Raw genomic sequence first — 21107 nt, forward strand, 5'->3', positions numbered from 1 at the left:
TTTATTTACGATGATTCCGATTAATTATAAGAGATCAAGAATAATTGGCGTTTGGCGGCATAAAAAAATGACTCTACCGCTAAGAAGCAGTAGGGCCAAAGAGTTAGGTTTAAGTACAATATGGGGGATTGTACTTGCTTGTCCATCCACTTTGGGGGAGTAAAATGAACAAGTGTATAACTATTAGGTACAAGTATATACTATTACATAATTGTGAAGAAAGTGTGAAGATTGACGCCGAAACGTCCGTAAATATAACTTTTATTTGTAAAGGTATTGTTGTTTCGATATAAACTATATTTATTTAAACTACAAATTAGAACGCTAGTGGTCTAATCGATGCGGGACGCAACTATAAATCAGACTTGCAAACGCGTGTCAGGCGCGGAGCGGTGCGCTAGAATGGAGTCTAAAGGGGTGAGGCATCCATGGAATTAATCGACCGCGGATTGAGTTGGCTTTGGCGAGTCGCCATCATGGTCGGACTCATTATTGGCGTTTTAGCGCCGCCAATGTTACTTAGATTAATTAACCAACTTGCAACCCACACAGGGACGTTGGGCTGGCAGATTGCCATTATGGTGGCTTATTTTGGTGTTTTCATTTTACTGATTTTGGCCGCTGATGCCGTTAAACGCCACTATACTGGTATTTATGAATCGGAACCACTAACTAAACGTGATTGGGGTGCGGTTTTACTCGGGTACCTCGTGATCGTGGGGTTAGAAAGTGGGTTCCAAGCGCTCAACCACTTTTTGTACGGTCAAACGCAGACGCAAAATAATGCGGCAATTAAACAGTTAATGACGGGCAGCCCGTTTGCGCTCTGGATGATGGCGTTTAGCGCCGTTTTGTTAACGCCCATCGTGGAAGAATTAGTTTTTCGGGGCGTCTTAATGAACCTCTTTTTTAATCAGGGGTGGCTCAAAGTAACCGTTAGTGGCGTACTCTTTGGGAGTTTGCATAGTAGCTCGACGTGGCCCAGCTTTTTAATTTACGTCACGATGGGGCTGATTTTAGCAACCGTTTATTTGCGAGTTGGTAAAATTAAGGCGGCGATTGCACTCCATTTCATTATTAACGCATTAGCAATGGGGATTCTAATTGGTCAAATCTTTGTTTAATGGTGCTTTAACGTCAAGACAACGGCTTGCTGGCCCAGCTGTTTGTAAGCGGCAGCAAAGTTTTGCCAATCAACGGCCTGTTGTTTTTTGCCATACGGGTTATTAATATAGATTTTTTGCTGTTGGCGATTAAAACCGACAATGACCACGCTATGCACATCGTACGTAATTTTGACTTTTCCCTGGGGGGTATCCCAAGTTTCCATCGAATTGACGGGGGCAAAGCTCGTCGTCGTAACGGTCCACACTGGCCGTCCGGCTTCCAACTGCTTAATTACCTGGTTAAAGCTAGCCCCAGTTAAATCTTTGACGTGCTTCGTCTCAGTTTTAGCCACCCGCTTAATTGGCCCGTGGTAAACGCCTAAGCCCGGATCAGCTCCAGTGACGTCGCCCACAAAACCAACGTTAGGATTACCGTGCTGACCATTGTCGTAGGTTAGGGGGACGCTCGTTAAGCGGTTAGCGAGGGTGTTCTTACTAACGTTAATCCCGTAGTAATGCATAATCATGGTCAGTGAAGTGATTTCACAACCGTTATAGAGCGTTGGTGGGGTCATTTGATTGATCAGGGGAACGTTTAGCATGACACGATTTACTTTTACTTGGGGTTTTTTACCGATTTGTTGAAACCATGTCAGGGTTGAGTCAATCCAATGGTGGTTCTGAATAGTGGTAAGCCCCATTAGTATAAGTAAAGTAGTAATTAAGGTAACTACTGTAAGCCGAACTCGGCCACGTAACGAGCGCTGATAATGTTTTGCCATGACAATAATTAGGGCCTCTTTTTTAATTTTGGGTATCGGTTACTTATGCTAACACGCCTGGATGAAAATGGACACTTTTTTTCAATTTTACTTTTTAAGATTAAACAAAACGTAGGATCAAGCACCGGTAAATGGCGATTGATCCTACGTTTTAGTCTGGTTGTTAGAAACTATTAACTAAATGTCGTCTTCAGAAAATTTAATCTTTTTTGGATCGGCTTGCTTAATACGTTCAGCCGCAAAGTTGACCGTATCGCGCGTGCGTTCATATGTCGCTTGATCCATCCCTAATAAATCCATGCACGTATTGACGTGGGCGAAGATTTCGGGCTTGGCATCGATTGCTTTTTGTGACAATGAAATATTGACTTGGCGCTCGTCATTTTCATCGCGCTTGCGTTCGACCCATCCTTGAGTCTGCATCCGCTTGAGCAGTGGGGTTAACGTCCCACTATCCAAGTTAACGTGGGAACCAAGTTCACGAACCGTCATCGGACTATTTTCCCATAAGGCCAATAGCGTAATGTATTGGGGATAGGTAAGCTTAAATGGCGCTAAAGCCTCCGCGTAAAAGTGGTTGAACCGCTTGCTGGCGGTGTAGAGTGCAAAACAAAGTTGTTCGTCTAATAAAATGTTTTTGGTTGGCGTTGCCATTCAACTGACCTCCTTTGAACCTTTCCAGTACATTGTACGCAATTAATTGGCCAATTGCAATTATTATTACAGATATAAATAACTTTTATAATAAATACTTATAAATTTACGGTTATTAACGCGCCTCTTGATGGCGGGTGACCGCAACACTGGCTAGGAATAATTTAGCCATTGCCGCCTGGTTAAGTGCGAGTTGATGATTATCGGTAAACGCATACAGGGGAACCTGGTCGGGCAAGGTCATGGCGACCCGCTTTTTAATTGGAATGAGACAGCTAACCTTGGCGCGGTCGTGCTTAACGTTAGCGTCAGCTTTAGGGGCGCGTCTAATGGTTAAATTAGCTACAACCGCGTGCTGCGCAGTTGCTTGGTGCCGAATCCCTTGTAAACGGGCGCGTAACCGGCCTCCGGTGGCGGGATTCGTTACTAATTGTTGCTTCAATTCGAGTTCATAAGCTTCCTGGTTGTCGATATTCTTGAGGCGCAACCGGAAGTGGCCGAACGGAATCGCGCGATCCTGATGGTGGACCCGTAAAAGACGTTGGTCGAATTTTAATGAAGTAGTCACTGGTTCAAACGTATAAGTTTGTAAAAGTTCTGTTACTGTTTTCATCATTATTCTTCCTCCCATAGCCTAATCTAGTCCTTCTAAAGAAAGTGGTCAATTATTTTGCCAATGTTTGCTAGCTATCCGAATATCAAGTAAAATTGATGCGTAAAGGGGTTGATTAAATGTTTATGACGACGGGTGATTTACAGCGCGCTCACATGATCAAGGGCGTTGTCTCGGTAACGAAGCACCTAATGTTTGAATCCGATGAGATTGACCAGTTTGATCGGTTTGATGATCTAATTGAGCAAGTGAAGCCCGAACTAATTGCTAAGGCGGAAGAAAAGGGCGGCGATGGACTCATTTACGTGAATTTCAACACGGAAATTGCGCAAATGAGTGTCGCGCCCCGCTTTTTAGTTGTTACTGGTTACGGAACGGTCGTTAAATTAGTGAATGAATCGGTTTAGCCTTAAAATTGAAAATGAAAGTTGTTCAAAAAAGTAGGGCGTATGTACCTACCGTTCTTGACCTATTGGGAGTGCTATCCATTTGCGTGGACGGTGCTTTTTTAGTGCCTAAGTGTATTTAGATACTGGTTAAGAGGATTTTAGCGAAAATAAAAAACTCCGAGGAATCGGAGTTTTTAACGACTAGGCGCCGTTAGACGTATTAAAATGATGCCCCAGGCAGGATTCGAACCTGTACATTGTTTCCAATACAGCGACCTGAACGCTGCGCGTCTGCCAGTTCCGCCACTGGGGCAACTAAGTTTTAACAACAGCTATAATTATAACGAAAACGAGCCCAAAAAGAAACCTTTTTCTATATTTATGCAATTTTTTTTGCAAATAACGCGAATCGGGTTTGCAAATAGTGGTTTTAGTGTATAATAGTCAATGTTGATTCATAGTGTTGATGGCGGTAGTGGCGAAGTGGTTAACGCACCGGATTGTGGCTCCGGCACGCGTGGGTTCGATTCCCACCTACCGCCCTTTAATTTTATCAGTTAAAAAAGGTTTCACATTGTACGGTATTTATGTCAGTGTGAACCTTTTTTTGAAATCCAAATAGCCATAGCAATTATGGTTCATATTTTTGGGGAGGTACAATGAATTACCGGCATTACTTAAGTTAATAATTCCGCCCAGTTCGAAAAATTAACCGAAATAAAAGGGACTCAGCAACTAATCGTTTGCCGAGTCCCTTACTATTTATCTAATTCACGTTAGGGTTCATCCCCCATATTGTCCTTAAACTTACTTGGTTGCATCAAATCGGTAAGCTGAACTATAGAACGGTACCCGGTAAGCGCGATAAACGTAGGCCTTGGCGCTCGCGTTTTTCATCGTTAAGTTGAAGACTTGTTCACCACTAGGGGTCACTTCAATAATGTTACTTTCCTGGCCGCTATTCTTATAACCAAAGTCAATCAAGACGTTACCGTTTGCTTGCTTTTCAGCATAGCCAATTACCTGGGTGAAGTTCGCTTTGCCTAGCGACTTACCGTAGGCCCAGGTTTCCTTAATGGTCATTTTATCGCTATCCACGTGGTATTGAACCGCCTGCGAATACTTACCAGACGTTTTTTGATTACCGTTGGTGACCGCAATGTTGTTATCGTAAAGTAGGAAGTCTTCGCTGGATGCTTGGTTGCTACCGCCGTTATTTAAAAGGTACAGGCCGTGCTGACCACCAGTAATGGTGGTGCCCTTAGCCGGTGTTAGGAGGTACTTACGGTAGGCTTTGGGCCAACTGGACTTCTTCTTACCACTATAAATCCATTTGATTTGCTTTGTCTTGTAATCCAGTTTCATAATCATGTCTTGATTACGGGAAGAAATGACGATACTACCATCATTTTTGTCGTAGTCCACGGCATTTTGGTGGAGCCAATCACGCTTACCATCGGCGCCTTTTTTATAAGTTTTCCACATTGATTTTGGTAAAATCTTCTTCATATCAATGACCTTCACGATTTTACCCGTCCGGTAATTGACTTCAATCATCGTGTCTTCCTTATACTTGGAGCCGTCGGAAACCGTCGCCAACAAGTTGTGATTTGGCAATTCAATCAAGTCGTGGTGAATAACGGTCGTTTCGGGATTGGCCTTAGCCGCCGCCTTGCTGACGCTGCTGGAGTCGGAACTACTCGTATCCGCGGAAAAACCGTATTCACGGTAAATGCGGCCGAGGTAGTCGGTCTCCAGTAAGTCGTTGTAAACGTCTGAATTAACGTCGCGCTTAGATAAAATCATGATGTGGCCGTTTGACCATTGTTCGATCATGTGCTGCGAGTAGTTGGTGCTGTACCAACGAACCTCGCCATCCGCGTCAACAGCGAGCGGTTGCTTGGTCGTGCGGTTTAAGACCGTTAACTCATTATCGCCGAGGTTCATTTTAGATTTGTTGACATTCTTAACACTGACGGTTGCGTTTTGAACGTACTTGGGCAACGCCCCCGTCTTAATGGTGATGGTTTTGGTACTAGTTCGGCCATCCTTAGTAGTCTGTGTGATTTTGACGGTATTGTTGTAATTGGCGTACAGGCCAACGATGGGCACCTGGTGAACCTTCGTATAACCGCCCTTAACCGCATTCGTAATGTCCGTCTTATCCGTTTTGCCAGCGACCGTGTAGCTGACTTTAACCGGCTGGTTGGTCGTGTAGATAGCCAGCGCCGATAGTGGCGAGGTCTTGTAAGGGTTCACTTTGACGTACGGATTGGTGAAGGTGTACTGCTTATTTTGCGCTGCTGCCTTGTATGTAGCCGTTAGCGTTTTTTGTTTCTTTTCACGGGTCGTTAGTAATTGAACGTCCAAGTTTTTCTTGATCTGGTTGGTGGAAAGAGTTGTTGGCTGACTGCTGGTCGTCTGCTGGGTTGCTGTTTGTTGGTGATAGTACCAGTAACCACCACCGATGATGGCAACGATGATCAGTAGGGCTCCGGTCCAGAGCCACCAACGATGTTGCTTAGTTTGCACGGGTTTCAGCTCCTTAATAAAGTATGATTGTTAGGACAAAATGTGAAGATTAGTCGGGTCAATGAGATGCTAACCGAACCTTTACCGTGATTGTAGCGAAGGGATATTGTTATCCTGCGATAAAAATGTGAATAAAATGTAAAGATACTTAAAAAACGTTAATATTTAGTGGTGGTAGTTGTAATTCTCGGTAAAGTGGAAGATGAATGGTAACTGAAACCCAAAAAAGGCACTAAAACGAGGTTACGCCTCGTTTTAGTGCCATAAATTAAAATCAGATTGATTTGATATTGCCAATTGAAGGCCATACGTGTTAGGCAGTGCTCAGCATCAACCCGCTGGCCCGAACACTCTAAACGTGCTCAATACCAACCCGTCTGGTCTCACACGCTAATCTAATTGCCTTGTCGTAATATTTCCGTTTGGATAAACAAAGTAGCTTTTCAACGGTGCGCCGCGCTTTCCATCAGCCCGCCTTTGAAAACTATTGACCTGGTAATAGTGGTGGCCCTGACCATCCGTACTACTAGTCGGCACCGGGATAATCAACTGATCCTGCGGTTGGTTCAGGACCTGACTAACCGCTGCACCGGCCTTGGTGGCACTAGTAATGTGGTCGTCGGTCGCCTGGTACTGCCGACCAGTTTGGTGGCTCGCGGCCGCGTCACTTTGCGCATCCTGCCGTTGTGCGGCCTGTGACCGGTTCGCAGCCGCAACCGCGTTTTGTTGGTGCGCTGATAGGCCGCTTGCGGCCGTTGAACGACAACCGGTGAGTAGTAGTAACCCACTAGCTGCGATAATTAATGCGAAGTGCTTCAAGCACAATCCCCCTCATTGACTTTGTTGTTGCGTCAGGCTGGGGTAGGAGGTCGTGTGGATAATCCGCGCATCCGTAAACCCCATCCAGCCGATTAAAATACAGAGAATCAAGCCAATTAATAAATGCTTCATCTAACCGCTCCCGTCTATTTCCAGTTAGGCACCCAGATGACCCGGTCGATTTGTTCGGGGATCACCGCCACTTTAGTGCCCAGTTTGGAGCCCGCTTCGACGTCCACGATGTAAGTCGTCGGGGCCGCATCGACCTCGATAATTGAGCCCCGCTGACCGTCGACCGTGTCGACCAGACTATACAGCGGAATTTCATCGTTACTAATTTCCATTTCGTACAAGGTGAACTGCAAGAAGTAGGACTGCTTACCCGTTTTAATTTTCAACGGCGTATCGATGCCGCCGTAATCTTGTAAGGCGCGGTGCTGGGCGTTTGGATCGTTTAAGTATTGTAGCTCATCGACCGCGTCGATTGCCATTTTCCACTCACCACCGGTTAACTGGGTCTTAGAAGACAACGTCATCACCGAATTAGCGTAGATGTCGATAACGTTAAAGGCTTCGTTGACCTGCTTTTTCGGTAGGTAGCCAATCGTGTAACCGTGGTCGGCGACCTTTAATTCGACTCGGACCGAGCGGTTGGGACCGTCAACTTCTTCGACTAACTGAATTTCACCAATGTTGGCGTTGGCGTCGACCCGGTACTTCTTGGCGTACAGGTAGTCGGCCTTCAAACCGGAATCATTATAGTCGTTATAGGGTTTAAAGTAACCCCGTTTGCTTGCGTCTGTGAGCGCCGCTTCAAATTCCTTTTGATAGTAATCTAAGCCAATCACGTACGACCGAAAAATCGCCCGCGAATTCGAATTGATACGCCGAGTATGCGGTACCGCAATTGGCCGGGGGACCGCCTGCTTGAGGCGCTCCCGAAAACCATTATTTTGCGTTTCGAGTTTGGTTAATTGTCGGGCCTGCTCCTGGTTGGCTAAACTTTGATGGACCAGCTTCGTGCGGATCTTTTTCAGTAAGGCGGCCTGCTTAGCCGCATCCTGCTTGACGTGGCGCAAGTGGACGGCACTCGCAACCAGAATTATCAATAGTAGTAGGGAGACCAACGTGAGGCCCCCAATCAAAAGGGTAGTTGTCATAGAATTCACTCCAAAATAAATTGCCAATTAGGTCTAGTATAAGCGCTCTTCACGCTCAGGGCTAGCTAGACGGGCGGGACTTGTTATTTAGCCCGTAAATGCGGTATGATATTGCTAATGTTAAGTGCCTGATGGCCATTAATTTAAGAAACGGCGGCGAACGGCAGTGCAGTGGTTAATAAAAGTCTACCAGCGGTTCCAATATTTTTGGAAGTACGCGCTCTTTGGATTTATGGCCGCACTTGTAAACGTGCTGGCTTTTTGGATCTTACATTCCGTTTTGTTCCAACATTATTTATTTTCAAATACGATTGCGTGGATCGTGGCGACCCTGTTCAGCTTTTTTGCGAACAAGGCGGTGGTTTTCCGCTCAAAATCGACGAGCGGTTGGCACTGGTGCCGCGAATTTATTGGTTTCATGCTGACCCGCGGGCTTTCGTATTTTTTCGATACGTTCGTAATGTTTGCCGGAATTACGCTCCTAGGTTGGGCGCCAATGCTGGTCAAAGTAATTGATCAGTTGTTGGTCGGTATTTTTAATTACGGGACGTCCTACCTGATTTTTATGGAACATAATCAGAAGATGCGTTTGCGACAAACCTTGATGAAACGGTTAAGTAACCGGGATAGTTAGGGGTCGTACTCGGGCTACGTTTAAGGCGTGGCCTTTTTGATTACCATAAATTCCCCGTGAGGGAAAAATGTAACCAGCAACCGCAAGCGACGGTTAAGATCAAACCGCCAATCAGGAGCGCAATTAAGCGCCCCGTCAGGTGACTTTCTTGGCGGCGGGCAAACGCCAGCTCAATGGCGCCCAACGTGGCAATGCCGACCCCCGCTTTTAGCGTCGTTAGCCACCAGTTACCACTAAACGTTTTGGTGGCGAGGTAGACGCCGGTGATGATTAAAAATAGGTAGCCTAACCGACTCAGAATCAAGTAGCGGTTCGCCGCTTTGACCGATTGCCGGGTCAAGCCGATTAAAACCATGAAGGTGAGCCAGAGCCAGCCGCCAATGTGCAGAATTAAAAACATAAAACCGCCTCCGAAAATCCGATTCATGTCTAATTTTAGCATGAAAGTTTGTTTCGGGGCGGTTTCTTTTATTGAATTGCGGTTAAGTTTTTTTGTTGAACGTAGTGGACGAGTTCAATCACCGTTTTAAAGCGATTAAACGGGGTCACAATGTGGACGCCGTTAAAGTTTTCGCAGATGCCGTCAATTAATTCCTTGGCAATCTGGATACCGACGGCGCGTTCGTTACCCGCTTGTTCCGCGGCCGCCATTCGGTCGCGGATGGCTTGCGGAATACGAATGCCGTGGACTTCATGGTGTAAGAAGTCGGCGTTTCGACGCGAAACTAACGGCAAGACGCCGACAAACACCGGAACGTGAATATCGTTGGCGCTGAGGGCGGCTTTCAACGCGGTCACGTTAGCGAGATCGAACACCGGTTGAGTGATCAAATAGTCGCAGCCGTAACTCAGCTTGCGGCTGATTGATTTAGTTGACAAGCTCGTGCGGTAGGCGTTGGGATTGAAGGCGCCGGCAACCCGGAAGTCGCAAGTTTCGCGTAAGGATTTCCCGGTCGGGCCGATGCCGCTGTTAAATTGTTTGATCAACTTCATCAGTTCAACCGAGCGAACGTCTCCCACCGAGGTGGCCCCCGGAAAATCCCCAAGCTTAGCGGGATCGCCGGTTACAGCTAAAATATCTTCAATTCCTAGACTGTGAAGGCCCATGATTTCGGATTGCAGGCCAATTAAGTTATGGTCGCGGGTCGTTAAGTGCACGATTGGCGTGATATCGTACCGTAATTTGAGTTGGGCGGCAACGATGGCGTTGGCAATGCGCACCGTGGCTAACGAATTATCCGATAAGGTAATCCCGTCAACACCGGCGGCCTTGAGTCGCTGCGCGCCCTTGAAAAACTTGGCCGTTTCAAAGTCGCGTGGCGGGTCTAACTCGACGAGCGCCGTCTTAGCGGTCGTGACCCGCTGCAAGAACCGGTGCTGACTGGTGGTCGGAGTTAGGGTTGGTTGTTGTGGCACGGACGTTGCCCGTGGGCCTTGGACCCGACTGCGACTTGCGAGACCGCGGACGGTTGCCGCGGTATGGAGGGGCGTCGTACCACAACAGCCACCAATGATGGTCAGCCCGAGCTGTCGGAAACGTTCGGCGTAGTCTTGAAAGTAGCTCGGCTCGCCGTCGTAAACGACCGCGCCGTCCTGGTCGGTTCCGGGTAGCCCCGAGTTGGGATAGACGGCCAGGGGCACTGGCGGCCGACTGGTTAAGCCCGCAAACGCCTGCGCTAAGTAGTAGGGGCCCAACCGACAGTTCGCTCCGACTACGTCCGCCCCCGCGGCGCTAAGCTGGTCAATTGCACTGGCAAAGCTGGTCCCGTCACGGAGGACGCCCGGTGCGAGCATCGACACGTTGGTGATCACCGGCAGGGTCGTGTGGGCTTTGACGAGCTTAAGGGCGGCCAGCAGTTCCCGTAGATCATAGAAGGTTTCGAGTAAGATGGCGTCAAGGCGGCCACCGGTTAATAGGGCGGTCAACTGTTCCGTTAAGCTAGCCGCGAGTGCGGTGGGCGTGGCACGTTGCACGTCTTGATCCGTATCCCCGGCCATCCCGCCAATCGTTCCGAGAACGAATACCGGGTGGTCGGCCGCTTGGCGGGCTTGGTCCGCCAGTTTAACCGCGGCCTGATTAATGACGCTGACCTGGTCTTGGAGGTCGTAGCGGGCGAGCTTCAAGCGGTTGGCCGCGTAGGTGTTGGTTTGAATAATATCGGCGCCGGCATTGACGTAGGACTGGTGGACCCGCAGGACCGTGTCCGGATGGGTCAAGTTAAGGAGTTCGAACGCCGAGCTGATGCCGTAGCTTCCATAGAGCAGGGTTCCCATGGCCCCGTCAGCGACGAGGACTTGGTTTTGAAGCGCTTCGCGAAAATCCATTCAACCGCCCCCCTTTAAGCGTGGGTCGCTGTCGGTAATTGGGCGCGGATGGCGTCGCGCGCCGCGACCATGTTTTGAAGCGCTGCTAGTGCTTCGGCCTCGTGGCGGGTCTTTAAGCCGCAGTCCGGGTTGATCCAAAACTGGCGAGCGTCAATGACGCGGAGGGCCCGCTGAATATTAGCTTCAATTTCTGGTACGCTGGGCACCCGCGGGCTGTGAATGTCGTAGACGCCCAAACCAATTTCCTTGTCGTAGCCGGTCTGTTCAAAAGCACTGATCATTTCACCGTGGCTCCGGGAGGTCTCAATTGAGATCACGTCGGCGTCGAGCGCCTTAATGGTCGCAATGATATCACCGAAGTTGGAGTAGCACATGTGGGTGTGAATCTGGGTATCATTGCGGACGCCACTAGTGGTGATCTTAAATGAGTAGACCGCTTCGTCAAGGTAGGCTTGCCAGTGCCGGCGCTTTAGCGGTAGGCCTTCCCGTAGGGCGGGTTCGTCCACTTGGATGATGCGAATGCCGGCCTTTTCCAGGTTTAAGACTTCTTGACGCAGGGCGAGGGCAATCTGGTTTTGAACGCGGGCCTTAGGAACGTCGTCGCGCACAAAGCTCCAATTGATAATCGTAAGGGGGGCGGTTAACATTCCCTTTACCGGGTGCTTGGTTAAACTTTGGGCGTAAACCGACGCGGCCACGGTGATTGGTTCGGTATAGGCAACGTCGCCGAAGATGACCGGCGGACGCACGCCCCGCGAGCCGTATGATTGGACCCAGCCGTTTTGAGTGGCGTAAAAGCCGGTCAGTTTTTGACCGAAGTATTCCACCATGTCGGTCCGCTCGAATTCGCCGTGGACCAAGACGTCCAGTCCGAGTTGTTCTTGGAGTTTGATCCAGCGCTTCGTTTCCGTGTGTAAAAAGTCCTGGTAGGCGCGGTCACTAAGGTTACCTTTGCGCCACGCCGCCCGTTTAGCACGAACCGTGGGACTTTGAGGAAAACTACCGATCGTCGTGGTCGGTAATAATGGTAGTTTTAAGCGGGCGTGCTGACTTTGAATTCGGGTGGCAAATGGTGCTTGGCGTTCAAAGCGCTGTGTTTTTAAAGTGGCTTCCGCCGCCCGCACGGCCGGATTGTTGCGGTGTGCGGACTGGTTCAACGCAGCGAGTTTAGTCTGATTAGCATCGAAAGCGGCCTGAACCGCTTGCACCCCGTCGTTAGCAGCGGTCGTTAGCCAGCTTAGCTCGCGTAGCTTTTCGTCGGCAAACGCTAAGCCGCCCAGTAGGACCGGATCGACTTTTGTTTCGTTGCGGGTCGTGATGGGGACGTGTAGTAGCGAGTTAGCGGGCTGTAACCAGAGGTGGTCGGGAGCCGTCAACGTTTGAAGTTCCTGCACGAGGGCGAACTTCGCGTGAAGGTCGCTTGCCCAGACGTTGTGGCCGTCAATGATGCCAGCGGCTAAGATTTTATCAGCTGGGAAGCCGTAATCACGGAGGTGTTGTAAGTTTTCGCCGTGGTCGTGGACGAAGTCGAGGCCGATGGCTTGAACGGGTAAGTCGACGATTTGTTCGTAGCGATCCAAGCTGTCAAAGTAAGTCTGAAGTTCAATTTTGATGGCGGGAACCGCGGTATGGAGCGCGGTCAGTGCCTCGGTGTAGGGTTCTAGCTCGGCTGGACGGGTAATCTGAACGAGCGTTGGTTCGTCCAGCTGAATCCAGTGGGCTCCGGCGGCCGCTAATTCTTGTAAGACTTGAACGTACAGCGGGAGTAGCCGCGGTAATAAGGCCGCAATTTCAGCCGCCGTTAGCGGTTGACCGGCGCGTTTACCGAGCTTTAAGAAGGAGACCGGGCCCAAAATGACGGGCTTACCGTCGATGCCCAGCTCCGTTTTGGCTTCCTGGTAGTAGCGCAGCCAGCGGTTATCGAGGAGTTGGAAGTGGACGTTGTCAAATTCGGGCACAATATAATGGTAGTTAATGTTAAACCATTTTGTCATTTCGGCTGCCACGGCGTCCTTAGTACCGCGTGCGATTGCGTAGTAATCCGTCAAACTTAAGCGGTGGTCAAACCGCCCGAAGCGGGCGGGAATGGCGCCAAACGCAACCAGGGTATCAAGCACGTGGTCGTAATCCGAATTATCCGCCACTGGAATTAAGTTGGTGCCGAGGTCGCGCTGCTTCTTTAAGTTGGTTAACCGCAGGCGTTTAGCCGTTGCGTGAAATTCGGGTTCGTCCAACTTGCCTTGCCAAAAATGTTCTAATAAGTGCTTCCATTCCCGGTGTTCACCTAACCGGGGATAGCCTAAATTACTACTGATCACTGTCATGTGGGTCACTCCTTTTATTTTGACTGCCGCCAGTAGGGGGCCGCGACCGGTGGCTGGAACGTGATGGACATCCATTTGAGCTCACTCGGAAGGGCACCGAGTGAGCTCAAATTCGAGTCTTATTCTAAGTTGGAAGCAGCCCACTTCCAACTAAGAATAATTTCATCACTGAGCCGTAGTCGCGGTCCCCTGCTGGCTAGCTAGTTCGTTGTACGTTAATTAACTGATAATGCTGCTGGTTATAAATCCGGTGCTGCTACTGTCGACGGGTGAGAATAAATGCTAATCCTGCTTGCTCAGCTAAACAGTGATTAGCATTTAGTTTCATAGTTTTTAAATGCAATAGGGTGCTAGTTGGATTTTCAATCAATTCACTTGGACTACCATAATTAGCAGAAAAGTTTGCGTTTAAATTAGTAAGCGTTCAACAGAACTTTCTTCATCACTTGAGAGCTACTAAAATAAACCGTTGAATTCAGTATTAGGGCAAGTCTAGCCAGTAGCGGGTGTAACCATGGCTCAACTGCGAAATTATTCTTGGCCGGAAGTGAGCTTCTTCCGGCTTAGAATAAGGCTCGAATTTGAGATTGCGGGGTGGGCTTTCCCCGTGAGCTCAAATCGATGCCCGCAGTGTTCCAGCCAACCGGTTACACCCGCTGCTGGCGGCAATCTCAACACTAATTAGTACAGAACCCAAATAACACTAAACAACATCAATGGATAAGAATATAAAGAACAAAAAAACGGCAACCTCGTCACTTAAAAGGACGAAGTTGCCGTTCGTGGTACCACCTTAATTTCACCAATACCTCACGATATTGATCTTAGCCCGTACGTTTCATACGGTAGCTGGGTAACAGGAGCTAACTGTTGCCACCTAGCAAATGCTCAGTGGGACCGTTTAGGGGCCATTGTTCGTCAGGTCATCGATGACTTGGTTTCCACTCTCCCAAGCTCACTGGACACGATTCAGTGACTACTTTCCCCGTCAGGACGTTTACGATATTAAGAATGATTAGAAAATACCACCTTCTCAAGCGCTAGTCAAATCAAATTCTCATTTTTAGCCCGCTTTGCTCATTTAATATTAATTTTAAAATCAAACCGACCGCTAGCTTGCGGCGTCTACCCGTCCTACTTAATTATTTAAAATAAATTTAGTTATATCTGAGAAAAGGCATTGCCAGATTAGTTAAAGGGCTGCTTTAACTTGGCAAACAAGGGTCGTTCAGTAGGAACTTGCGGTTCCGGCGGGGATTTTAACCGCGCAAGTTGGGAGCTAAATGTGAAGAAACGGTTAACTTCGGGAACTCGGAAACCCCGTAGTTTGCGTTCCTCGTCAGTGCTTCAACGGCCGGATTCATAAATTGATCACAGTTCTTTCAGATTCTAGTTATGGAATTGAACAATGTTCTTGCTAACATACGAAATGAGCCCAACGGCAGATGACAAACAAGCAAAGGATGATTGGTATGACTCAAAGTTTCTGGCAGCGTTTATTTAAAAAGCAACCCACCCAGCAAGCCGTTCTGATTTTAGGGAGCGGGCGCTCGGGAACGTCGGTGATGACCCGCAGCCTAAATTTGATGGGAATTTCACTGGGAACCGACCACTTGTTAGCACCTAGTAAAAAAATTAACCCGAAAGGTTACTTTGAAAATAAAGACGTCATTAAGATTCATAAGGCGCTCGGGAGTAAGATTCGTTACAGGCCCGCTGCGGAAGGCTACTATGACCATTCGCAGATCAAGGCCGACCGGGTGGCGCTGACCAATTATTTGAAGACCTTTTTTGCCAACCAGTCATATTTGGCCATCAAGGACCCGCGGATGAACGATTATATCCAATTATGGCAACACGTCCTAAGTGACATTAACGTTGCACCGGCCGAAGTAATCCTAATTCGGAATCCGCTAGACGTGGTCGCCTCAAATTCACGGGCTTGGCACCGCGATACGACTTTGGCGATGCGGCAGTGGCAGGTGCGAACCCTGCTTTCGCTAAGGGACACGTTACCGCAATCACGCATTTTGATCACCTATGAGGAACTATTCGACCAACCGCTAGCAACCTTAAAGCGAATCGCCACGAAGTTTAACCTGCCGTGGCCGGCCGATGAGGCGGCTTTGCAAGCTAAGTTGGACGATTTCATTGATCCCAATTTGCAGACCAGTGATAGTGGCGAATCGCTGAGCGCGTTTGAAACCCGGACGGACGTGGCCCCTGACATTAAGGCCCTCTATATTTTAGCCCGGCAGGCGGCGGCCGACCCGGAATTCTTTGCCTCAACCGATTTCCAGCAACGCATTGCGGAATTGACCGATCGCTATTTGGAAGCGCACGGCGCGCTGTACCGCGATTTCAATCCTAAGATTAACGGTCAAACGGTGATCGTGTATGGCGATGACCGGGCGGCCTTGACGGCGGTTAATCAACAGTTAGCCAGCTTAGGCTTAACGGTCAATCCTAAGCCCGCGGCCTATAAGGCGGCGGGGCAGACCTTACAGGCTGACCTAGACGCCGGCCAAATTGACCGGGCGACCTACCCTAAGGACCAACGAGTCGTTGCTGAAAAGGAAGTCCTGAATAATTATTTGCGGCGTAATGCTAAGCGTGAGGCGCGGTGGAGTGTTGGCGTGCTGGAAAACGCGCCGATGGTCGAGATGCTCACAACGGTGGTGCGAGAAGTCGGGGCGGCGACCCGCAGCGTGGTCGTCTACGATGATTGGCAGGCTAATCCAGATGCTAGTGACCGACTGGTAGCGCTCAAGGCGACCGTTCGCACCCTGCACGCGCTTGCGGGGCAACCCTACCAGTTATTGACGACCGCCGCCGTGGCAACGACTGCCGGGCAAGCCCAATTAACGGCGTTCGTGAACGCTAAGCGGCCGGTGCGGGCGGTCCAAACGACTACCCAGCCCAACGAAGCGTTGCGGTTACACGCCCCGTTAAGTGAAAATGAGGTCGTAGCGACCCTTAGCGAGCTGTGCCAACGTGCGAGTGCCGATCCGCAGCAGCAAGCCGTTTTAGACCAATTTATCAATTTAAACTATGCCGCCATGATGGCAATGAAAGGTGATCAATATGCAAACAGTTTACGGAATTAAAGCCCACGGGGGCCAACTGATTAACCAGAAGGATTTTAGCGCGGAAACGTTAGCGGCTGCCGAACAACTGCCAAGTTTAACGTTGAACGCTTGGAACCTCTCCGACCTAGAACTCATCGGGATTGGCGGGTTCAGCCCGCTGACGGGTTTCATGACCAGCGACGACTATCATTCGGTCGTGAAGACGATGCACCTCAAAAACGGTGTTATCTGGAGTATTCCGATTACCTTGCCCGTTAGCAAGGCGGTTGCGGCCGACCTCGTCCTGAACCACGAGGTCGCGTTACGCGATGAGCAGGGCACGCTTTACGGGACGATGTTAATTGAAGACAAGTTCGTCCCGGATAAAATGCTGGAGGCGCAAAACGTCTACGGGACGACCGAAAAGGCCCATCCCGGTGTTCAGCGGCTTTTCGATAACGGTGACGTTTACTTGGGTGGTCGAATTAAATTATTGAAAAAGCCGAGTCACGGCGCGTTTAACGCGTTTTATATGGAACCGATCGAAACCCGCAAAATGTTTCACGACCTCGGTTGGCAAACCATCGTGGGCTTCCAAACGCGGAACCCGATTCACCGCGCCCACGAATATATCCAGAAATTAGCGTTGGAAAACGTTGACGGGCTATTTTTGAACCCCTTAGTGGGTGAGACGAAGGCGGACGACCTGCCGGCGGACGTCCGAATGAAAAGTTACCAAACGATTCTAAAATATTATTACCCGGCTGACCGGGTGCGGCTGGTTATTTATCCAGCCGCCATGCGGTATGCTGGTCCAAAGGAAGCCATTTTGCACGCCATTGTCCGAAAAAATTACGGCTGCACCGACTTTATCGTGGGTCGCGACCACGCCGGTGTGGGGGACTATTACGGGACCTACGCGGCGCAAGAACTCATTACGTCGGTCCAAGCTGAGCTGGGGATGCACTTCTTTAAGTTTGACAACGCCTTTTATTGCCAGAAGTGTGGGGCGATGGCGACCGCTAAAACGTGCCCCCACGGTGAGCAAGATCACATCTCGTTAAGTGGAACGAAGGTCCGTAAAATGTTGAGCGCCGGGGTCGTACCGCCGAAGGAAGTCTCGCGGCCAGAAGTAGCGCGGGTCTTAATTGAAGGGTTGAAACAAAAACGGGAGGTGCGCGCATGAACCATGCAACCAACATTACTTGGCAAACGTCGCAGGTGACGCAAGCCCAACGACAACGGTTACTCGGCCACCGCTCGGCGGTGCTCTGGTTTACCGGGCTATCCGGTTCGGGTAAGTCGACGATTGCGAACGCGGTCGAAAAGGCGTTATACGACCGCCAAATTAGTAGCTACGTTTTGGATGGCGACAACGTTCGCTTTGGATTGAATCAAAACTTGGGTTTTTCAGCCGAAGATCGAACGGAAAATATTCGCCGCATCGGTGAAGTGTCGAAGCTGTTCGTCGATGCCGGGGTGCTCACGCTAACAGCTTTTATTTCACCGTACCGTGCGGACCGCGATCAGGTTCGTGCGCGCCTAGGGGCCAGCGAGTTCATTGAAATTTTCGTGGATACCCCGCTAGCCGTGTGTGAACAACGTGACGTTAAGCATTTATACGCGAAGGCCCGCCGTGGCGAGATTACCGGCTTTACCGGTATCGACGCCCCGTACGAAGCCCCTAAGCGACCGGAAATTACGATTGATACGTCGCAACAACCCTTGGCGACGTCGGTTGAACAAATTTTAACTTACCTGACCGCCAACGGGTACTTGACGGCGCCGAATGGGGTGGCGGCACCATGAACGTGATGAAGCGCGGTCGGGACCCACTAGCCCCACTACTGGCGGCCATTGAAGCCGCGCCCCGGATCGTGACGCTCTGTCATACGAACCCGGATCCGGATGCGATTGGCTCCCAGTTAGGATTGGTGAACGGTTTAAGTACGGCCTTTCCTGAAAAAACGGTTCGGGCGGGCACCCCCGTTCCAGCGAACTTAGCTTGGATTGCTGGGGCCCGGCCGTTGACCCCGAGTCCCACCATTACGGCGGCTGACTTGGTGATCGTGGTCGACTGTGCCAACCGCGACCGAATCGCTGGCCGGATTCCTGCGGGGACCCGGGTACTAAAGATCGATCACCATCCCAATCGCGACCGGTACGCAGAATTAGGGTGGGTTGATGAGCAGTATAGTAGTTGTGCCGAAATGGTGACGGCGCTACTGACGGCCATTGAGCCGGCAGCAATTACGACCACGGCGGCCAACGCCCTGTACGCCGGGATTGTGGGCGACACGGCCCAGTTCTCGACGCCGGAAACGAACACCCAAACACTAGCGACGGCGGCCCACTTAGTGGCAGCGGGGGCCGACGCCGCTTTGATTAGCCACCACGTGCGCGACTTAACCCCGCGGCTGCGGCAACTCTATGGCTACGTCTTGAGTCACCTGACGGTCACGCCCAGTGGCCTCGGCCACATTACGCTGTCACGAACGGTGTTGCGCCAACTCCAAATTCCGTTTGGTGAAGAGGACATCATCGTACCGCTCCTCGGTTATTTGACCGACGTGCGTGTTTGGTTAGTCTTCATTGCCACGCCCCAAGGCACTTTTCGGGTTCACTTTAGGTCGAAAAAGTTACCAATTAACCAAATTGCGACGACGTTCGGCGGTGGTGGCCACCCGCTTGCGAGTGGCGCGTTTGTCGATAATTTTACCAGTGTGTCCCGGGTGATTGCGGCCACCGACGCCTACGTCAGCGCCCACCGCTAAAATCGAGGAGGTCTTGAAATGCACGTTAAAAAATGGCTGATTGGGCTTGTCGTGGTGATTGTCATCGCCGTTGGTGGCGTGTTCGGCTATCAGCGCTACCAACAATCCAGCACGACGAGTAGTACGGCTAGCAACACGACAACTAGCAAAGTGCGCTCAGATAGCGCGGTCAAAAAAGATATTAATAGTCGGCTCGTTTCGAGTCAGTCGGCGACGCAAACGAAGGCGAGTCAAGCGATTAAGCGGGCGGCCAAGAGTGACCAGTACACGCTCAATAACATGTACACCGTGGTCAACCCTTATGGGAGCTCGCCGCTGTCGGCCAAGGTCGTCTTCCATACGAATAAGGCCGCTAAGGTTAGTTACACGGTCGTTGGTAAAAGTGCCAAAACATCAATTAGCAATTCAACTAGCAAGTATACGACCAGCCATAATTTAACCGTTTTGGGGCTCTACGCGAATACGACTAACCAGGTGAAGTTTACCGTGACTTATAAGAATGGGCAGACGGCGACGCGGACCATTCAATTAAAGACGGCGAAGTTACCGGCCTCTTTAAGCAAGCTGAAGGTTAACGTTAAGAAGGCGAATAAGTCGAAAATGACCCTGGGAAGCGGTAATTCTAAGCTGACCTTCATGGTGCGGACGACGATTTCGGGTAAGAACCAGTCGAAAAATTATTCGTTTGGAATCGACGCGGATGGCGCGATTCGCTGGTTTACGACCAAGCCAACTTCTCATATCTTTAAGCAGCTGAATAACGGTCACCTCCTGATTTGGACGAAGTCGAATAGTAGCAATTCCTACTTCGATGAACTCGTTGAGATGGACTATACCGGTAAGGTTTACAAAACTTATAAATTTAATCATAAGGCGTGGGGTAAGGCGAAGGGGTCGAAGAAGCAGAACCATAATCAAATTCACCACGACGTGACCGAGTTACCGAACGGCGACCTAATCGCAACCGTTTCGGATGGTGGCCGGACGTATGTTGAAGATACGATGATCGTTATTTCGCATAAAACGGGTAAAATCACCAAGGTCATTAATATGAAGAACATTTTGCCAGCGAAGTTCTACACCAACTATTCGGCCACGAAGTCGAATAAGTACATGGGTAAGCGCGACTGGTTCCACCAAAACTCCGTTTATTACGATGCCACGGACAAGAGCCTGATTATTTCGAGTCGTAACCAGAACTTAGTCATGAAGATTGATTACAAGACTGAAAAAATCAAGTGGATCTTATCTAGTAAGAAAGCGTCGGCCTGGCCGAAATCCTACCGAAAGTACTTGTTGAAAGCGAAGGGGAAGATTGCTTGGCCGGGTGGGCAGCACGCGGCCATCGTTGACCCAACCACGCTAGGTAAGCAGGGATCGCTGAACGTCCTGCTATTTAACAATAACGTGGCGGTCGGCGATACTAAGAGCGCCCTGAAGCAGAGTTCGGGTCAATATTCAGAGGGCGTTGAGTACCACATCAACGAAAAGACGATGACGATTTCACAGGTGGCTAGTTACGGCAAGTCACTAGGTAAATCTAATTTCGCGAACATCATTGGTTCGAACCGCTATCTCAGTAAGACCAACCGACTGGTTGATTTTGGTTGGCTTGATGGTGGGAAGAAGGCCAACGTGATTGAGTACGACGCCACGACGGGTAAGCAAGTCTTCAACGTCGAACTGACCAACCTCGGTTCTAGCGGCTATGTTTACCGTGCTGAACGATTCTCACTGTACCCGACGAAGCACGCTTACGGGATTAACGAGTAAGCATTGAGTGAGCTGGGTGACACCAGGCACAATTAAAGATTGTTTTGAGGCGACTGCGGCTAGGACTGCGGTCGCCTTTTTGAGCGCGATATCAATTGGCGGAATATTGCGGGTCCCAATCGGTGTCGAGACTGCCGCCAGCAGCGGGTGTCAC

Annotated in this window: 17 protein-coding genes and 2 tRNA genes; 9 read left to right on the forward strand and 10 right to left on the reverse strand. The window is 49.9% G+C overall.

Annotated features, from left to right (window positions below):
* The first annotated feature begins 428 nt into the window (after nt 1–428).
* Nucleotides 429–1124: a CPBP family intramembrane glutamic endopeptidase gene (locus FFM79_RS10620; RefSeq protein WP_137643459.1), complete on the forward strand. Its 696-nt coding sequence runs from the start codon at nt 429–431 to the stop codon at nt 1122–1124.
* Here the strand turns inward: FFM79_RS10620 and FFM79_RS10625 are convergent.
* The 3 genes from FFM79_RS10625 to FFM79_RS10635 form a co-directional block, all read right to left on the reverse strand.
* Nucleotides 1121–1708, reverse strand: coding sequence for a C39 family peptidase (locus FFM79_RS10625; RefSeq protein ID WP_225424436.1), 588 nt, complete (start codon nt 1706–1708; stop codon nt 1121–1123). The genes FFM79_RS10620 and FFM79_RS10625 overlap by 4 nt on opposite strands.
* Nucleotides 1709–2065: 357 nt before the next feature.
* Complete coding sequence (locus FFM79_RS10630) at nt 2066–2542, reverse strand: MarR family winged helix-turn-helix transcriptional regulator (RefSeq protein ID WP_137643461.1); 477 nt, start codon at nt 2540–2542, stop codon at nt 2066–2068.
* 115 nt (nt 2543–2657) lie between these two features.
* Complete coding sequence (locus FFM79_RS10635) at nt 2658–3158, reverse strand: hypothetical protein (protein WP_225424437.1); 501 nt, start codon at nt 3156–3158, stop codon at nt 2658–2660.
* Nucleotides 3159–3274: 116 nt separating this feature from the next.
* On the opposite strand from FFM79_RS10635, the gene FFM79_RS10640 reads away from it, so the two are divergent.
* Nucleotides 3275–3562 carry a hypothetical protein gene (locus FFM79_RS10640; RefSeq protein WP_137643462.1) on the forward strand — a complete coding sequence of 96 codons (288 nt, stop codon included), beginning with the start codon at nt 3275–3277 and terminating at the stop codon, nt 3560–3562.
* Between the two features lie 211 nt (nt 3563–3773).
* Here FFM79_RS10640 and FFM79_RS10645 read toward each other — a convergent pair.
* A tRNA-Leu gene (locus FFM79_RS10645) sits at nt 3774–3857 on the reverse strand.
* A gap of 156 nt (nt 3858–4013) precedes the next feature.
* Here FFM79_RS10645 and FFM79_RS10650 point away from each other — a divergent pair.
* A tRNA-His gene (locus FFM79_RS10650) sits at nt 4014–4086 on the forward strand.
* A 265-nt stretch (nt 4087–4351) separates the two neighbouring features.
* Here FFM79_RS10650 and FFM79_RS10655 read toward each other — a convergent pair.
* The 3 genes from FFM79_RS10655 to FFM79_RS10665 form a co-directional block, all read right to left on the reverse strand.
* Nucleotides 4352–6076, reverse strand: coding sequence for an aryl-sulfate sulfotransferase (locus FFM79_RS10655; protein ID WP_137643463.1), 1725 nt, complete (start codon nt 6074–6076; stop codon nt 4352–4354).
* 390 nt (nt 6077–6466) lie between these two features.
* Nucleotides 6467–6895: a hypothetical protein gene (locus FFM79_RS10660; RefSeq protein WP_137643464.1), complete on the reverse strand. Its 429-nt coding sequence runs from the start codon at nt 6893–6895 to the stop codon at nt 6467–6469.
* 146 nt (nt 6896–7041) lie between these two features.
* Nucleotides 7042–8055, reverse strand: coding sequence for a hypothetical protein (locus FFM79_RS10665; protein ID WP_137643465.1), 1014 nt, complete (start codon nt 8053–8055; stop codon nt 7042–7044).
* A 166-nt stretch (nt 8056–8221) separates the two neighbouring features.
* On the opposite strand from FFM79_RS10665, the gene FFM79_RS10670 reads away from it, so the two are divergent.
* Nucleotides 8222–8689 (forward strand): GtrA family protein, encoded by a 468-nt coding sequence (locus tag FFM79_RS10670; protein ID WP_225424438.1) that lies wholly within the window; start codon nt 8222–8224, stop codon nt 8687–8689.
* A gap of 40 nt (nt 8690–8729) precedes the next feature.
* Here the strand turns inward: FFM79_RS10670 and FFM79_RS10675 are convergent, their stop codons facing one another.
* The 3 genes from FFM79_RS10675 to metE all read right to left on the reverse strand — a co-directional run bounded on the left by FFM79_RS10675 (nt 8730) and on the right by metE (nt 13338).
* Nucleotides 8730–9089, reverse strand: a complete 360-nt coding sequence (locus tag FFM79_RS10675; RefSeq protein ID WP_137643466.1) for a DUF1516 family protein — start codon at nt 9087–9089, stop codon at nt 8730–8732.
* 68 nt (nt 9090–9157) lie between these two features.
* Complete coding sequence (locus FFM79_RS10680; RefSeq protein WP_137643467.1) at nt 9158–11014, reverse strand: bifunctional homocysteine S-methyltransferase/methylenetetrahydrofolate reductase; 1857 nt, start codon at nt 11012–11014, stop codon at nt 9158–9160.
* 14 nt (nt 11015–11028) lie between these two features.
* The gene (metE, locus tag FFM79_RS10685; RefSeq protein WP_137643468.1) at nt 11029–13338 is read right to left on the reverse strand and encodes a 5-methyltetrahydropteroyltriglutamate--homocysteine S-methyltransferase; all 2310 of its coding nucleotides are present in this window, start codon (nt 13336–13338) and stop codon (nt 11029–11031) included.
* 1445 nt (nt 13339–14783) lie between these two features.
* On the opposite strand from metE, the gene FFM79_RS10690 reads away from it, so the two are divergent.
* From FFM79_RS10690 to FFM79_RS10710, 5 genes are read left to right on the forward strand one after another with little or no spacing between them, the layout of a single operon-like run.
* On the forward strand, nt 14784–16445 hold the full coding sequence (locus tag FFM79_RS10690; protein WP_225424439.1) for a sulfotransferase family protein: 1662 nt from the start codon (nt 14784–14786) through the stop codon (nt 16443–16445).
* Entirely contained in the window at nt 16423–17592 is a 1170-nt protein-coding gene (sat, locus tag FFM79_RS10695; protein WP_137643469.1) for a sulfate adenylyltransferase, read from the forward strand. The genes FFM79_RS10690 and sat overlap by 23 nt, the downstream gene beginning before the upstream one ends.
* Entirely contained in the window at nt 17589–18215 is a 627-nt protein-coding gene (cysC, locus tag FFM79_RS10700; protein ID WP_137643470.1) for an adenylyl-sulfate kinase, read from the forward strand. The genes sat and cysC overlap by 4 nt, the downstream gene beginning before the upstream one ends.
* On the forward strand, nt 18212–19180 hold the full coding sequence (locus tag FFM79_RS10705; protein ID WP_225424440.1) for a DHH family phosphoesterase: 969 nt from the start codon (nt 18212–18214) through the stop codon (nt 19178–19180). The genes cysC and FFM79_RS10705 overlap by 4 nt, the downstream gene beginning before the upstream one ends.
* Before the next feature lie 18 nt (nt 19181–19198).
* Nucleotides 19199–20953 (forward strand): aryl-sulfate sulfotransferase, encoded by a 1755-nt coding sequence (locus FFM79_RS10710; RefSeq protein ID WP_137643471.1) that lies wholly within the window; start codon nt 19199–19201, stop codon nt 20951–20953.
* The last annotated feature ends 154 nt before the right edge of the window (nt 20954–21107 follow it).

The organism is Lactiplantibacillus modestisalitolerans, assembly GCF_005405425.1.
GTDB classification, from domain to species: Bacteria; Bacillota; Bacilli; order Lactobacillales; family Lactobacillaceae; genus Lactiplantibacillus; species Lactiplantibacillus modestisalitolerans.